The organism is Vibrio sp. HS-50-1, from assembly GCF_024747315.1.
Classification (GTDB): domain Bacteria; phylum Pseudomonadota; class Gammaproteobacteria; order Enterobacterales; family Vibrionaceae; genus Vibrio; species Vibrio diabolicus.
Map to the genome: position 1 here is coordinate 82,882 of NZ_JAMPZF010000042.1, position 15,442 is coordinate 98,323.

Annotated in this window: 14 protein-coding genes; 3 read left to right on the forward strand and 11 right to left on the reverse strand. The window is 44.4% G+C overall.

Features of this window, described 5'->3' with window-relative positions:
• Positions 1–139: 139 nt before the first annotated feature.
• Positions 140–1,144 (forward strand): adenosine deaminase, encoded by a 1,005-nt coding sequence (gene add, locus NDJ01_RS17925; RefSeq protein WP_005395038.1) that lies wholly within the window; start codon positions 140–142, stop codon positions 1,142–1,144.
• A gap of 69 nt (positions 1,145–1,213) precedes the next feature.
• On the opposite strand, the gene hemN is transcribed toward add, so the two are convergent.
• The 5 genes from hemN to NDJ01_RS17950 all read right to left on the reverse strand — a co-directional run bounded on the left by hemN (position 1,214) and on the right by NDJ01_RS17950 (position 5,923).
• A complete protein-coding gene (hemN, locus tag NDJ01_RS17930; RefSeq protein WP_048624602.1) occupies positions 1,214–2,605 on the reverse strand; it encodes an oxygen-independent coproporphyrinogen III oxidase in 1,392 nt (463 codons plus the stop codon).
• Positions 2,606–2,789: 184 nt separating this feature from the next.
• Positions 2,790–3,278, reverse strand: coding sequence for a DUF2489 domain-containing protein (locus tag NDJ01_RS17935; RefSeq protein WP_005379254.1), 489 nt, complete (start codon positions 3,276–3,278; stop codon positions 2,790–2,792).
• A 7-nt stretch (positions 3,279–3,285) separates the two neighbouring features.
• On the reverse strand, positions 3,286–3,828 hold the full coding sequence (gene yihI, locus NDJ01_RS17940; RefSeq protein WP_005394455.1) for a Der GTPase-activating protein YihI: 543 nt from the start codon (positions 3,826–3,828) through the stop codon (positions 3,286–3,288).
• Positions 3,828–4,466: a class I SAM-dependent methyltransferase gene (locus tag NDJ01_RS17945; protein ID WP_005394454.1), complete on the reverse strand. Its 639-nt coding sequence runs from the start codon at positions 4,464–4,466 to the stop codon at positions 3,828–3,830. Before NDJ01_RS17945 ends, yihI begins: the two co-directional genes overlap by 1 nt.
• Positions 4,467–5,305: 839 nt before the next feature.
• Positions 5,306–5,923 (reverse strand): cytochrome c, encoded by a 618-nt coding sequence (locus NDJ01_RS17950; RefSeq protein ID WP_005379248.1) that lies wholly within the window; start codon positions 5,921–5,923, stop codon positions 5,306–5,308.
• Positions 5,924–6,082: 159 nt separating this feature from the next.
• Here NDJ01_RS17950 and yihA point away from each other — a divergent pair, with 159 nt between their 5' ends.
• Entirely contained in the window at positions 6,083–6,742 is a 660-nt protein-coding gene (gene yihA, locus NDJ01_RS17955; RefSeq protein WP_258587081.1) for a ribosome biogenesis GTP-binding protein YihA/YsxC, read from the forward strand.
• A gap of 748 nt (positions 6,743–7,490) precedes the next feature.
• Here the strand turns inward: yihA and polA are convergent.
• The 3 genes from polA to hemB all read right to left on the reverse strand — a co-directional run bounded on the left by polA (position 7,491) and on the right by hemB (position 12,521).
• The gene (gene polA, locus NDJ01_RS17960) at positions 7,491–10,277 is read right to left on the reverse strand and encodes a DNA polymerase I (protein ID WP_258587082.1); all 2,787 of its coding nucleotides are present in this window, start codon (positions 10,275–10,277) and stop codon (positions 7,491–7,493) included.
• A 620-nt stretch (positions 10,278–10,897) separates the two neighbouring features.
• Positions 10,898–11,332 carry a GNAT family N-acetyltransferase gene (locus NDJ01_RS17965; RefSeq protein WP_012841227.1) on the reverse strand — a complete coding sequence of 145 codons (435 nt, stop codon included), beginning with the start codon at positions 11,330–11,332 and terminating at the stop codon, positions 10,898–10,900.
• A gap of 127 nt (positions 11,333–11,459) precedes the next feature.
• Complete coding sequence (gene hemB, locus NDJ01_RS17970; protein ID WP_031777176.1) at positions 11,460–12,521, reverse strand: porphobilinogen synthase; 1,062 nt, start codon at positions 12,519–12,521, stop codon at positions 11,460–11,462.
• 184 nt (positions 12,522–12,705) lie between these two features.
• Here hemB and NDJ01_RS17975 point away from each other — a divergent pair, with 184 nt between their 5' ends.
• A complete protein-coding gene (locus NDJ01_RS17975) occupies positions 12,706–13,467 on the forward strand; it encodes a TatD family hydrolase (protein ID WP_139059547.1) in 762 nt (253 codons plus the stop codon).
• A 460-nt stretch (positions 13,468–13,927) separates the two neighbouring features.
• Here NDJ01_RS17975 and tatC read toward each other — a convergent pair whose 3' ends face one another.
• From tatC to tatA, 3 genes are all read right to left on the reverse strand, one after another.
• Positions 13,928–14,680, reverse strand: coding sequence for a twin-arginine translocase subunit TatC (gene tatC / locus NDJ01_RS17980; RefSeq protein WP_005394442.1), 753 nt, complete (start codon positions 14,678–14,680; stop codon positions 13,928–13,930).
• Between the two features lie 68 nt (positions 14,681–14,748).
• Positions 14,749–15,147, reverse strand: a complete 399-nt coding sequence (gene tatB / locus NDJ01_RS17985; RefSeq protein WP_005382959.1) for a Sec-independent protein translocase protein TatB — start codon at positions 15,145–15,147, stop codon at positions 14,749–14,751.
• A gap of 3 nt (positions 15,148–15,150) precedes the next feature.
• Positions 15,151–15,396 (reverse strand): Sec-independent protein translocase subunit TatA, encoded by a 246-nt coding sequence (gene tatA / locus NDJ01_RS17990; protein WP_005382958.1) that lies wholly within the window; start codon positions 15,394–15,396, stop codon positions 15,151–15,153.
• Positions 15,397–15,442: the final 46 nt, after the last annotated feature.

Below are 15,442 nucleotides of genomic sequence, written 5' to 3' on the forward strand. Positions count from 1 at the left end.
GAGAATCGTTGATTTCCTAGTCATCCTCTACTGACAATCTACCTAACTGTTATTTATACTTAACTGCAAATCTTACCCATGTATTGTCACAGATGATGTTTGGGCCCTGTTCCAGTTCATAACTATCCGGATCGACATAATGATAACGAAGAACCTTCCTCTTACTGATTTGCACCGCCACCTTGACGGTAACATTCGTACTAAAACGATTCTTGAGCTTGGCCAAAAATTTGGTATTGCTCTGCCAGCGTACGATATTGAGTCTCTAACTCCTCACGTTCAAATTGTCGAAGCGGAACCCTCTCTTGTTGCTTTCCTTTCTAAGCTCGACTGGGGTGTTGCGGTACTGGGCGACCTAGATGCATGTCGTCGTGTGGCGTACGAAAACGTGGAAGACGCACTAAACGCTCAAATCGATTACGCTGAACTGCGTTTCTCACCATACTACATGGCAATGAAACACAAGTTACCAGTAGCGGGTGTTGTTGAAGCAGTCGTGGACGGTGTGCAAGCGGGTATGCGCGATTTTGGCGTGAAAGCCAACCTGATCGGCATCATGAGCCGCACATTTGGCACCGACGCGTGCCAACAAGAACTGGACGGCATTCTGAGCCAAAAAGATCACATCGTTGCTGTCGACTTAGCGGGTGACGAACTGGGCCAACCGGGCGATCGCTTTGTGTCTCACTTCAAACAAGTACGCGACGCTGGCCTTGGGGTAACGGTTCACGCTGGTGAAGCAGCAGGTGCAGAGAGCATGTGGCAAGCAATCAATGAGCTGGGCGCAACTCGTATCGGTCACGGCGTAAAAGCGATCCACGATCCAAAACTGATGGATTACCTAGCAGAAAACCGCATTGGTATTGAGTCTTGCCTAACATCAAACTACCAAACAAGCACGGTAGAAACGTTAGAAAACCACCCTCTCAAACAGTTCCTAGAGCATGGCGTTCTTGCGTGTCTGAACACTGACGATCCAGCGGTAGAAGGCATCGAACTGCCATACGAATACGAAGTAGCGGCACCAGCAGCTGGTCTGAGCCAAGACCAGATTCGCCAAGCGCAAATCAATGGCCTTGAGATTGCGTTCCTTTCAGAAGCAGAAAAAGCGGAACTGAAAGCAAAAGTAAAAGATCGCGCTTAAATCCAGCGAAAACATAAAAAAATGCCAGCATCTGCTGGCATTTTTTATATCTTGAATCGGCGTCTATGATTAGATAACACGAGAGAATTGTTGCTGACGCGCCTTCGCTCGCAGGTACTTATCGAAGCTCATACAAATATTACGGATCAGCAAACGACCTCGCAGTGTCACACGAATTTCATTGTCATCCACTTCCACCAGCTCATCGTTGATGAAGGTCTGAAGTAGCTGCAAGTCTTCTTTAAAGTACTGATCAAACTTCACTTTAAACTCAGACTCAATCGCTTTCTTGTCTAACTTAAAATTACAGATCAGCTGCTTAATCACTTCACGACGGAGCAAGTCATCAGAATCCAGCGAAACCCCTTTCCACAGTGCGTGACGAAGTTCGTTGACTTGAGCGTAGTATTTCTTCAGCTCTTTCTGGTTTTGCGCGTATGCATCGCCGATCATCGAGATTGCAGAGACACCAAAGCCAACCAAATCACATTCACCTTGTGTGGTGTAGCCTTGGAAGTTGCGATGCAAAATACCTTCGCGCTGAGCAACGGCAAGTTCGTCATCAGGCAATGCAAAATGGTCCATACCGATGAACTGGTAGCCAGCACCAGTCAGTGTCGCGATGGTATCTTGCAGAATCGCCATCTTCTCTTCTGCTTTAGGCAGATCTTCGTCTTTAATCTTACGCTGCGCTGCAAATAGCTGTGGCATGTGCGCGTAGTTAAACACGGACAGACGGCCCGGCTGCATTTCCAGTACTTGTTCTAACGTCTTGGCAAAAGAGTCTTTGGTTTGCTTTGGCAAGCCGTAGATCAAATCTAGGTTTGTCGAACGGAAACCCAACTCTTTTGCGCGCGCAACCATCGCAAAGATGAACTCTTCATCTTGCTCACGGTTCACCAGTTTTTGCACTTCTTTGTTGAAGTCCTGAACACCGATGCTCAAGCGGTTAAAGCCTTCGCTACGCAGGTGATCCAACATGGTGATCTGAATTTCACGCGGGTCAACTTCGATACTGATTTCAGCATCACTGCTAAAGGTAAACTCTTGGCGCAACAGGCTCATTACGCGTGTAATTTGCTTTTCAGAAAGGAACGTTGGCGTACCACCACCAAAGTGCAATTGCGTTACCGTTCTGCCCACCAATAAGGCTGCACGTTGACGAATCTCATGCTCAAGCACATCGAGGTATTCGTCCGCTTTGTGCGAGTGGCGCGTGATGACTTTATTACAACCACAGTAGTAACAAAGCTTGTGACAGAACGGAATGTGTACGTACAGCGATAATGGGCGGTCTGGGTACTGAGTGCATGCCATATCATAATCAGAAATGGTGAACGCTTCATGGAACTCCAGCGCCGTTGGGTACGACGTGTAGCGAGGACCGGAATAGTTGTACTTATCCAATACCGCTTGATCCCAGACGATTTGCTGCTTCGATTCAGTGTGTTGATTCGACATGGTGGTACTTTCCGTTAAATGCTAGGGCAACGAAAGCCGTCACCCGATATTCAGAGCCGCTATTTTGCCATACGACGATGACAAGCGTGGCAACGCCGACTGGCTTTTTAATTATAAAACTAAAGAAGTGCTAGCGTGATCACGATACCCCCAGCAGTCATAAGGAAACCATTGGGGGTAACTATTAAATCATCTGAATATTGATTTGATTATTCAGTGGCTGGACGTTTTTCTGCAACACTTTGAGCTCTTCAATGATCGCATCAGTGAGGCGGCTTTCCGCTTTATGACGCGTCAAGTTCTGTTGCATACGCTCTTTCTTGGCAAGTTGTTGGCGTTCTTCACCACGCGCCATATCTTTCACGATATGGTAAAGCTCAGAAATTGCTGGGTACGTTTTATCGAAATCGACACGGTCTTCACCTTGTACATAATCCATGATGTTATACACACGAATACTGATTTCAGATAAATCGCATTGGCCTTGAATACCCGCCTGACACAAGGTATGCACATTCTCAAAAATGTTGGCGTTACGTTTATCTATCGCCAATTTTTGATGCTTTAGCTGCAATTCCTTTTGCTTTTTCAATTGAAGCAGAAGGTAACCTGCATAAGAAGCAAGTGCGATGATAATCACAACACCAGCAATAGCTAATAAGGTTACATTCATAGCTTAATTATCCTTTGTAGTCGTCGAAGTTAATGTCGTCGAAATCTGCCAGCAAGTCATCATCATTGCGCGTGCTTTTCTCAGCAGGAGCAGTGAAGTCTTCCTCTTCTTCAGGTTCCAACAAACCTAGTTGGTCCATTAGCTTCTCAATGCGGTCGAGCTTCTCATCGACGTATTTCTGTAGACCTGTGCCTAGGTTTTCACCCGCTTCAATACGGTCTAGCAACACGTTCAATTGCGCGTCATTTTCTAGCATCTCTAGTTCTTGCTCTGCCGACAAACGACGCTCTTGCTTCGTCATTTTCTTCGCAGGCTCAACAACCAGAGGAATTTTCTTTTTACTGCCTAAACGCGGGTCGCGGTTTTGTGCAGCAGCTTGCTTTTTCTGCTCGTTAACTTCTGAGTTACGGTTACCCGTTTTCAAGCCTTTGCGCTTTTTAGCACGCTTGCGTAGGCGGCCTTCCACATCAGATTCTGTACGGTTACGAGTTACAACAAACTCAGGTGCGCCAGCGGCACCTGGCTTTCTAGATTTTTTACTACGGCTCATTACTGGGGTTTCCTCAGTAAAATTACATCATTACCAATAAATTCGAGTTCGAGCTTATCCCGCTCTGCTAGGAACTGGAACGTGTCACGACTAAAGAACACTACATGAGTGAGATCGTTCTTATAATGCCATGATTTGAAAGCCTCCACGTCGATGACCATTTTCGTCATCAGGCCTATCCAGCCCCCTGGCTTAACTAAATTCAACCATTGCTTCCACACCAAGTCTGGGTGGTAGAGGTGCTCTATCACCTCTGTTGCTGTCATGAAGTCATACGTTTTTTCTAAAACCGACGTATCAGGGTGGTAGTAGAGATCGTACAACGCCATGTTGTGCCCCGCCTCTTCCAGCATCAAGGAGAGCGTTGGGCCAGGACCACAACCAAAGTCGATACCATTTGATTGTGGAGAAATTCGCTCTGTGATCGGGTCAGCAATACGCGACAAAAAGCGTCGGTAACCTAAATCTTCAGGGTTGTTCTCATGCAAATCATAGTGAGCTTTTTCGGTTTCCGCATCCAAACGTTGGTCTGGATTCACAAACACCAAACTGCACTGCTCACATTGAAGATATTCACGTCGCTTATCTTCAAAATAGTGGTGTGTACGCTGATTTTGGCATAAAGGACAGGTATGCATGCTGACTTCCTCAAACAGGGATGCGAAACATACCAGAAAGTGAACTCAGATTGGAGTGTTACTGAGCATTTTTTCAGCAATTTTTGTTAAAAAACTTTGTTTACAACCCATCGAAGTAAATAAGTGCAGTAATCGTAATTCAGATTGCGACTTACCAAGGGAAAAGAATATAAAAAAAGCGACAGTCAGACTGTCGCTTTCTAAGTGCCATCAAGTGGCGAAACTGTGTTGCACACATTTGGTGCACCAATGATCCCTTTGTTTTTCGAGCTTTCCCTGCCAAAAAGAGTTGTTTTTCATCTTCCTGATGAGTTTTGGCTATCCGTTTACTTCCTGTCTACTGAGCAACTTCCTGTGCCTGATCCGTTTCACTGTCTTAACCGTCAGACGAGATGACCATCCTTATCAGATAGGCTCCCTACCTATCTAAATCCCTTTCTAAATCACCAAGCATCCGAGCTACATCCTTGGAGACCTAAACCGTAGTCTTAAATCCTTACATTCACCCCCTGTGAACAACTTCTACTTTACGCCATCCCGCGATGCTCACAAGTAATGGGTTGAAAAAATAATCCGCCTATTTTTCTAAAACATCAAAATTATCATTTAATCAAAAAGTTAAAAACACCAACAAGAAAAAGCCAACATCAAGTATGGCAAATGTCTCACAAACTACCGAGCTAACTATCGCTTTCGAACTCAAAGTCGACTGTGATATTTGTCACGAACAAAAATGCCCTAGTGGATTCACTAGGGCATTTTTGTACAAGTTGCTCGAACGATGTAGGGACATCTACCCAACCAGCTCAAGATGCAGGATCTTGAGCGATTTAGGTATATTAGTGCAGACCGCCAACGTATTTAGACAGCACTTCGATATCTTCGTCTGTCATTTTCTTCGCGATGTCGCGCATCATGGCATTCATATCATTACCACGGTCGCCATCACGGAATTTTTCTAGCTGAGCTTTGATGTAGTCAGCATGCTGACCAGAAATTTTCGGGAAACCTGAAAGCTCAGTACCATTGCCACGAGGACCATGACATGCAATACATGCGGTTAGGCCACGCTCGGCATCACCAGCGGTATAAAGCGTTTTGCCTTTTGCTACCACATCTTCAGGTGTTGAGTTTTCTGAAACTGGTAGCGAAGCGTAGTAAGCAGATAGGTCTGCGATATCTTCATCGCTCAGTGGCATTGCCATACCACTCATTACAGGATCGTAACGACCTTGTTTACCACCACTTGTCATGCCTAGCTTAAGTTCTTTTAACTGCTTCTCAAGATACTTAGCGTGTTGGCCTGCGAGTTTCGGGTACGTTGTTATTGCACTGTTGCCATCTGCTCCGTGACAGGCGACACAGGTTTGTGATTTTGCTTTACCAGCCTCAATATTACCTTGGGCCCATACTGAGCAACTGGCTAAAAGACTCAAAATTAGCGCTAATTTCTTCATGACATTCCATTATAATTATCAAGCTTCCAGTACCACGGAATGTGAACATACCGCGTACACTCATGGTACAATAGGCGACCTTATGCCGAGCACGGTTATTTTACACATTTTCACAAAAAAGTAATCAATCGACTACACAAAGTCGAGATGGAGTTAACAGTGAGCGTAAAAATTCATTACCAAAATACGCATTTCATCACCAGCGCACCCGATATTCGTCACCTACCGGAAGACGAAGGTGTCGAAATTGCGTTTGCAGGACGCTCAAACGCTGGTAAATCGAGTGCACTTAACCGTCTAACTAATCAAAAAAGCTTAGCCAAGACATCAAAGACACCTGGTCGTACGCAATTAATCAACCTTTTCAAAGTAGAAGAAGGTTGTCACATTGTCGATCTACCTGGATACGGTTTTGCTCAAGTACCGGTAGAGATGAAAAACAAATGGCAGAAATCTTTAGGTGAATACCTACAGAAACGCGAGTGCCTAAAAGGCTTAGTGGTTCTGATGGACATTCGTCATCCAATGAAAGATCTCGACCAGCAAATGATTTTCTGGGCCATCGATAGCCACATTCCTGTGCAAGTTTTGCTAACCAAAGCAGATAAACTAAAAAGTGGCGCACGCAAACAAACCCTGCTGAAAGTTCGCAAACAAGTGGAAACTTTCGGTGGCGACGTTTCCGTTGATGTGTTCTCTTCCCTTAAAGGATTAGGCGTTGATCAGCTGCGCGCAAAACTGGATATCTGGTTTGCACCGGCGCTCGCGCACCTGATAGAAGAAGACGAACTGGATACCCCAACAAGCGACGAAGAATAATTAACAATATTTGTTAAATTTTTTCGACACGGCCCTACCATTTGGTGGGGCTTTTGTTTATCTGAGCTAAATAACAGGCAATAAAAATCCCCACCTTCCTGGCAGGGATAACGGGAGAGAAAAATTGGTAATTATTGTTATGTGACGAAGCATTGCTGAACTATCGGATGATTTCAATAGCTTAAAAAGCCGCCTAACTTTAGCTTTCGCTTAATCAACTCACAGCCATAACCAATAAAGAAAATACAATTCAACAAGTTAGACAGAAATCTGCCCATTTTCCCTTCAACTTAGTTTCCTTCAAGAAAAAATCATAGTGTGATTGGCATAAATTTACAGACTGAATAGTTTGCGAGTTTTTTAAGAAAATTGGAGTGTAGACAATAGGTTAAAGATGGGAGAAATATAAAGACAAGTCGTTACCAACCCAACACATTGAACAAAAAGAAAAATTTTCTTTCGCCCAATAAAAAACGCCCCAGTCAAAAGCTGACTGGGGCGGCTGAATCAGCCTAATCCAATAACGTGAAACAAAAGGTCTGAAAGATAGAACATCTTACCTCTGTACCCTACGAGTATTAATGTACAACAATTGGTCAGAATTGCAAAGAATTTTTGTAGTTTTTTTTCATGAAATTTTTATTAAGCAACATCAAAGTTAACTTTGCGCTAGCTTTTTTAATCGCAAAAAAAAGCCAGCGTTTGTGCGCTGGCTCATAATTAATTGGTTATTTTGGTCTAAAAGTGACTAATGAGCTTGATCCCAGTTGTCACCGTGCCCTGCTTCTGCAACCAACGGTACTTTTAGCTCTGCTGCAGATTCCATCAATTTCTGTACTTTACTTTCAATTTCGGACAATGATGACTCTTCAACTTCAAAGACCAATTCATCGTGTACTTGCATTAACAACTTCACACGGCCATTGCCTTCTTCCTGAATCCACTGATCAACCAACAGCATCGCTTTCTTAATGATGTCCGCAGCTGTACCTTGCATCGGAGCGTTGATTGCCGCACGTTCAGCAGCTTTACGACGCATCCCGTTGCGCGATTTGATTTCTGGTAAATGCAAACGTCGACCAAAAATCGTTTCAACATAGCCCTTATCTGCAGCCGTGCTGCGCGTGTCTTCCATGTACTGCATAACGCCAGGGTAACGCTCAAAGTATTTATCCATGTAGGCTTGTGCTTCGCCGCGAGGGATACCAAGCTGCTTCGCCAAACCAAATGCACTCATGCCATAGATAAGCCCGAAGTTAACGGCTTTAGCACGGCGACGCTGCTCACTGGATACCTGTTCAATATCCAGGCCCATAATTTCTGCCGCAGTTGCCGCGTGAATGTCTTTACCATCACGGAAGGCATCCAATAACGCTTGGTCGCCAGAAAGGTGCGCCATGATGCGCAGTTCGATTTGCGAGTAGTCGACCGCTAAGATTTTATGGCCAGCTGGTGCGACAAACGCTTGGCGAATACGACGGCCAGATTCGTTACGAATTGGAATGTTCTGTAAGTTCGGATCGGTAGAAGATAGACGACCTGTTGCGGTTACCGCTTGATGGTAAGAAGTATGCACACGCCCTGTTGTTGGGTTGATCATCTTCGGCAGCTTATCCGTGTACGTCGATTTAAGCTTCGCCAAACCGCGATATTCCAAAATCAATTTTGGAAGTGGGTAATCTAAGGCAAGCTCTTGTAGCACTTCTTCATTCGTCGATGGTGTACCTGATGGCGTTTTCTTCACCACCGGTAACCCCATTTTTTCAAATAGGATGGCTTGTAATTGCTTTGGCGAGTTCATGTTGAACTCTTGCTCTGCAATTTCATACGCTTTCTTTTCAAGCTCATCAAGGCGAGCGGTAATCTCTACCGACTGCGCACTCAGCTTCATTTCGTCAATAAAGACCCCGGTGCGTTCAATGCGCGAAAGAACTGGCACCAACGGCATTTCAATCTCTTCGTACACTGTCTTCAGGCTTTCATCCTGCTCGATATTCGCAAACAAGCGATTGTGCAGACGAAGGGTCACATCCGCATCTTCTGCCGCGTATGGCGATGCTTGTTCCAACTCGATTTGGTTAAACGTAAGCTGATTTTTGCCTTTACCTGCAATTTGCTCAAAAGAAATGCAACTATGTTGTAGGAAGCGCAGCGCCAAGCTGTCCATATCGTGTTTACCGCCGACACTGTTGTAAATGTACGATTCCAACATCGTGTCGTGCTTGATACCTTTTAGCTCAATATCATAACGAGCCAATACAGACGCATCATACTTTAAGTTTTGACCAACTTTTGCTTTCGCTGCATCTTCAAGAATTGGCTTAAGCTGTCCTAGAACCCAATCACGATCAAGCTGTTCAGGTGCATCTAGGTAGTCATGTGCAACAGGCACATAAGCGGCAATGCCTTCATCGACAGCGAATGACAAACCAACCAGGTTCGCTAGCATGTAATCTAGGTTGTCGGTTTCCGTATCAAACGCAAACAACTCGGCCGTTTGAAGTTTGTCTAGCCACGCATTGAAGGTTTCTTCATCCAGAATCGTTTCATATTGGCTGCGGTCGATTGTCACTGCGGAAGTTTCCATCTCAGCATGAGAAGCAGAGGCTTGAGCAGAGCCAGCAAGCTCAACAGCTTCTACCGACCCAGAACCACCTTCAAGTAGCTCGTTCAACCAAGATTTAAACGTCAGTTGACCATACAACTTCGCTAGTTCGTCTTTATTTGGTTCCGCTTTCAGCAGTGATTCTGGCGTTTCTTCAAGTTCAACATCCAATTTAATGGTCGCGAGCTCGTACGACAGCATAGCATTTTCTTTGTTATCGATGAGCTTCTTCGCCATGGTTTTAGAACCACGGAAGCCAAGCGCAGCAATGTCATCGAGATTTTCATACAGCTTAGTCAGACCGCCAATACCTTGCAGTAGTGCGGTCGCTGTTTTGTCACCCACGCCTGGTACACCAGGGATGTTATCTACTTTATCGCCCATCAGCGCTAGGTAGTCGATGATTAACTCAGGTGGAATGCCAAACTTTTCAACCACACCTTCACGATCCATCACGACGTTCGTCATGGTGTTGATCAAGGTAATATTATCATCCACCAACTGCGCCATGTCTTTATCACCAGTACTGATCAATACAGGCATGCCCTTTTGTGATGCTTGATACGCCAACGTACCAATAACGTCATCCGCTTCGACACCAGGAACGCAGATTAGTGGTAAACCCATCGCGCGAATAACATTGTGCAATGGTTCAATTTGGCAACGCAGATCATCCGGCATTGGTGGACGATTAGCTTTGTATTCTGCATACATATCATCACGGAAGGTTTTTCCCTTCGCATCGAAAACCACCGCGATGCGCTCAGACGCAAACTGACGCATCATGCTGCGTAACATGTTCACGACACCGTAAACGGCATTAGTTGGAATTTCACCATTACTCATGGTGCCCGGGTAGGCGTGAAAAGCGCGATATAGGTAAGAAGAGCCGTCGATAAGGATCAACGGATTTTCAGGAATACTTGCCATAATTGTCTGTATCCAATTCAGTACTTGAGAGATCTGCCTAGGATGCCATGACTGCTGATCCGAATCTATCTTGTTCGCTCGATCTAGGTCGCGTAAATTTTTCGATTTTATTCACGAAGATAACCTCACCCTGTGGATAACTCTGTTTATAGAAATTATCCACTGGTTATCCAATGATAGAAAACACAAAAAACATACAAGGTAAGTTATTGTTTTTAAATATTTATTTTATAAAACGGCGAGAAGATCAACGATCCTTAAATGATCATCGCGTGTGGAAAAAATACGAATAGTGACGTCAAATAGAAATCGTAGAAAAGAAAAAAGCGACCCGAATGGGGTCGCCTAGCAGAAGTGGTAAAGCAAATTCTGTAAATAGAGCAGCTTAACCAAGAAGCTATAAATTACACTGGAAGCAATGTGAGCAATGTCGTGTCAAAAAGAATTCGTGCAAGTTCTCGGAAAAATGTTTCATCACTTCTCAACTTTCAGTTAATCAACTTCTGTTAATAAGTCATTCAACGTCCTTGTGAACTCTTCCTCATTCCCTAAGACAGGTTTAATAATAATGATTCTCATTTCGTAGTCAACAGTTAAATGAGAAAAAATCTCATTTATTTTCACATCGCTTTAATGAAATGAACTCGAGATTCACGAAGATTGATTTTTTCTTCAAATTTTTCAATGATATAGCCATTTCTCAATAACAATCGAAGCATAGCAGGAAACTGATTTCGAGATTTCACTTTTAACGTGTTATAGCCTTGCTCAGCCGCCCAATCTTCTTGTGCTTCCAAAAGTAATTGTGCCACGCCTTCATTTCGAGCCTCAGGAACGACACCACCCAACCAGCTATAGAAAACACCATCCTCTAATTCGTAACCTATTTTGAAGCCGACAATCGTGCCATTTTTTTCTGCAACGAGGATTAAACTGTTTTTCTCTTCTAAACGTTGAGTCATGGAGTCTACCGTTTCTCCTTTCGAAAATTCGGTAACACGTGCCACAACTTGAAGTGCTTCTTCCAATGTGCCTTCACGAATCAGCATTGTCATTGTTCTCTTCTCCAAAATAAAAATACCCAAGCACCTTGGATTGTTACTGTTGTAATCCGCCTGAGGTTACTTGGGTATATACAGACGAACAACTCTTGTTGGTCTGGTGTTTCTCACTGAGCGATAATTACTCTTCAGTCGCTTCCGGAGTACGATTTAGGTGTTGAGCAGTTTGTGCATTCTCTTCTGCCAACCACTCAGCCACATCTTTCGCAAAGTACGTTAAGATGCCGTCAGCACCTGCACGTTTGAAGCACAGTAGTGATTCCATCACAATTTCGCGCTCTTTGAGCCAGCCATTCATGATCGCCGCTTTATGCATCGCGTACTCACCAGACACCTGATAAGCAAACGTCGGTACCTGAAGTTCGGTTTTAACTCGGCGAACTACATCTAAGTATGGCATACCAGGTTTAACCATCACCATGTCCGCACCTTCATTGATGTCTAGCGCCACTTCATGGATCGCTTCGTCAATGTTTGCTGGGTCCATTTGGTAGTTTTTCTTGTTGCCGCCTTTTAGATTTGAAGAAGAGCCAACCGCATCACGGAATGGTCCGTAGTAGTTCGACGCGTACTTAGCCGAGTAAGCCATGATTTGTGTATGAATGTAGCCCGCATTTTCTAATGCTTCGCGGATCTTACCAATACGGCCATCCATCATGTCTGAAGGCGCGACAACGTCAGCACCCGCTTCTGCATGAGACAAAGCCTGCTTAACCAATACTTCTGTGGTTTCATCATTCATTACGTAGCCATCTTCATCGATGATGCCGTCTTGGCCGTGCGTCGTGAATGGGTCAAGTGCCACGTCTGTGATCACACCGATTTGAGGAATATGTTCTTTAAGCGCACGTACTGCTCGCTGGACCAAACCTTCTGGGTTGTAGGCTTCAGTAGCACATAAGCTTTTAGCGTCTTGGTTTACGACAGGGAAAAGCGCGATTGCTGGAACGCCTAGATTTGCAAGGTATTGCGCTTCTTCTAGCATTAAATCAATCGACAAACGCTCTACACCCGGCATGGACTCCACGCTCTCACGACGATCTTTACCCATTAGGATGAACATTGGATAAATCAGATCATTAACAGAAAGTTGGTTCTCAGCCATCAAACGACGACTAAAATCGTGCTTACGTAAACGACGCATACGGCGTGCAGGGAATGGACCTTGAATTGATACAGACACCATTTTCTCCTTGTCTGGACGGTTATGATGATCAAATCATCTGGTGAACAAAATCATATCACTCTTGATGCATGTTGCGAGTGACAATCTGGAAAAAGGTAATGAAAAAAACTGAAAATGACCCAGCACTCACACTCAAGTATACTTCGAATACGAAACCAACCATGAAGCACAGAGAGTAACGATGATCGATACCCACGCGCACATCTATGCCAGCGAATTTGATAACGACCGCGATGAAGTAGTACAACGCGCCTTAGCGCAAGGCATTAATAAGATCCTGTTGCCAAACATCGATCTGGACTCTATTGAGCCCATGCTACAAACCGAAGCGGCGTATCCAGACGTGTGCCACTCAATGATGGGACTCCATCCTTGCTATGTGGATAACAACGTTGAGCAAACGTTGGAAATCATCCGCGGCTGGTTTGAGAAACACAAGTTTATTGCGGTGGGCGAAATTGGTATCGACCTGTATTGGGACAAAGCCTATCGCGCCGAGCAAGAGATGGCGTTCGTAGCTCAACTTAACTGGGCAAAAGAGATGGATTTACCAGTCGTTATCCACACTCGTGATTCGATTGAAGAAACACTCACTTTGCTAAGACAAGAGCAAGATGGTCGTCTGCGTGGTGTATTCCACTGTTTTGGAGGCAGCTTAGAAGAAGCGCAAGCAATCAATGAGCTAGGCTTCCACTTAGGCTTGGGTGGCGTATCGACCTTTAAGAATGGCGGGATGGATAAAGTCATTCCACATTTGGATATGCAGTGGGTCATTTTAGAAACCGATTGTCCATACTTAGCGCCTGTACCGCACCGTGGTAAGCGTAATGAACCAGCCTACACTTCTCTCGTTGCACAACGTGTTGCCGACTTGCGTGATGTCGATGTCGCAACTATCGATGCAATAACGACTGAAAATGCCAAAAAGCTGTTTAATATTTAATTCACGAAAATTGAAAAAAGCGACGAAATCAACGTCGCTTTTTTATTACCTAAACTATTGAATGAATGATTCAACCTATTGAAATAATAGAACACCCCACACAAAGTTATTGATAAACATAATAATTAACTAGCAACTCTACTTACCTCTCATATCGCCACTTTACTTCGTCTGTTTTGCAAAACTGTCGACAATTAGACATATTCTTTTTCTATACTGCTTTATGCCCATTAATTAGCACAAATGTAAACAGCATGAATATGGAAGTTGAAGTGTGTACACATGGTGCTTACTTACAACGCGTACCGCGCAGTTTTTTTCAAAAGCTGCTGGGCATCAAGGAAGTATACGTATGCACAAAGTGTGGTTACGTCATGAAAGTTAAGTAATTAGCCCAAGAAACAAACCAACCGCAAAAAAAAGCGGCTCAGTTGAGCCGCTTTTTACATCTACAGTAAACTTATTCTTCGGTTTCCGCTTCTGCCTCTTCGCCTCGACGCGTATAAAAACGCGCAAAGAACAAACCGACTTCAAACAGTAAACACATCGGAATAGCGAGTAAGGTTTGCGAGATCATGTCTGGTGGCGTTAACACCATACCTACGACAAACGCCGCCACAATGATATAAGGCCGTTTCTGTCTTAGATCTTCTGGAGTGGTGGCACCAGTCCAACACAACAAAATGATCGCCACAGGCACCTCAAACGCGATGCCAAACGCCATAAATAGTGCTAGAACAAAATCGAGATAGCTAGAAATGTCGGTCGCAAACTCTACACCACCCAATGAGATAGCAGTAAAGAAGCCAAACACTAGTGGAAACACCACAAAATACGCAAATGCCACACCGCAATAAAACAGCAGTGAGCTGGAAAACAGCAACGGCATAATCAAACGACGCTCATGTTTGTATAAGCCAGGAGCAACAAAGGCCCAAACTTGATACAAAATAAACGGCACCGCAATAAATACCGAAGCGATTAACGTCAACTTCAGTGGCGTGAAAAAGGGTGAAGCCACATCCGTAGCAATCATGGTCGCGCCTTCAGGTAGACGCTCTACTAAAGGTGCGGAAACAAACTCGTAAATGTGGTTAGAGAAATAAATTAGTCCGACAAACACCACCAACACTGCCAAAATTGAGCGCAGTAGTCGGTTGCGAAGCTCCAACAAATGACTAATTAAAGGTTGTGTCTGCTCGACGGTAGACATGGCAAACCTCTTATTAAAAACCAGATCAAAAAGGAGCTACCAATCACTAGTAGCTCCTCCTAATGAGACTATTCGGCTTTCTTATCTGCCGCTGTAACCTTGCTCTCTTCCGCTTTCTCTACCTTTTCTGCTGCTGGCTCTGTTTTTACAGGCTCAGCCTCTGAATCGGTGTTCTTTGCGTAAGGACGATTTACAGATTGCGCTGCCTTCTTCAATTCTTCGACTGAAGATTTCAACTCAGGGGACAAATCATCCATCCCCATTTGCTCTGCTTTGCGCAAGTTTTCTTGCAGCTCTTGGACTTTCAGCTCGTGTGACAATTCGTCTTTGACGCTATTTGCCATACTCTTAGCGGCACCGATAAAGCGAGACACGCTGCGAATAGCATGAGGCAAACGCTCCGGCCCAAGAACGACCAGACCAACAACAGATATTAATACCAGTTCCCAAAAACCGATATCAAACACGTTTTACGCCTGCTCTTTGTCTTTTTTCGTTTCAGGAGCAGCTTCTTTTTTCTGCTGCTCTTCTAGACTTTTTGGTTCGAAGTCTGCGTCTTTGTCATTTTTCGCAGGTTCATCTTCGCTCATCGCTTTTTTGAAGCCCTTAACGGCACCACCCAGATCGCCACCGATACCGCGTAGTTTCTTAGTTCCGAATAGCAATACAACAATTACAGCAATGATTAGAAGTTGCCAAACACTGATACCACCCATTCTCTTTACCTCGGGTCTTTAAATAAACAAAAATATTTCAAGAGTT

What these genes read in the sequence shown, in the direction of transcription:
- polA (WP_258587082.1), bottom strand. Translation starts at nt 10,277, where the DNA reads ATGGCAAGTATTCCTGAAAATCCGTTGATCCTTATCGACGGCTCTTCT.
- yihI (WP_005394455.1), bottom strand. Translation starts at nt 3,828, where the DNA reads ATGAGCCGTAGTAAAAAATCTAGAAAGCCAGGTGCCGCTGGCGCACCT.
- hemN (WP_048624602.1), bottom strand. Translation starts at nt 2,605, where the DNA reads ATGTCGAATCAACACACTGAATCGAAGCAGCAAATCGTCTGGGATCAA.
- NDJ01_RS17975 (WP_139059547.1), top strand. Translation starts at nt 12,706, where the DNA reads ATGATCGATACCCACGCGCACATCTATGCCAGCGAATTTGATAACGAC.
- tatA (WP_005382958.1), bottom strand. Translation starts at nt 15,396, where the DNA reads ATGGGTGGTATCAGTGTTTGGCAACTTCTAATCATTGCTGTAATTGTT.
- NDJ01_RS17950 (WP_005379248.1), bottom strand. Translation starts at nt 5,923, where the DNA reads ATGAAGAAATTAGCGCTAATTTTGAGTCTTTTAGCCAGTTGCTCAGTA.
- add (WP_005395038.1), top strand. Translation starts at nt 140, where the DNA reads ATGATAACGAAGAACCTTCCTCTTACTGATTTGCACCGCCACCTTGAC.
- NDJ01_RS17965 (WP_012841227.1), bottom strand. Translation starts at nt 11,332, where the DNA reads ATGACAATGCTGATTCGTGAAGGCACATTGGAAGAAGCACTTCAAGTT.
- NDJ01_RS17935 (WP_005379254.1), bottom strand. Translation starts at nt 3,278, where the DNA reads ATGAATGTAACCTTATTAGCTATTGCTGGTGTTGTGATTATCATCGCA.
- NDJ01_RS17945 (WP_005394454.1), bottom strand. Translation starts at nt 4,466, where the DNA reads ATGCATACCTGTCCTTTATGCCAAAATCAGCGTACACACCACTATTTT.
- tatC (WP_005394442.1), bottom strand. Translation starts at nt 14,680, where the DNA reads ATGTCTACCGTCGAGCAGACACAACCTTTAATTAGTCATTTGTTGGAG.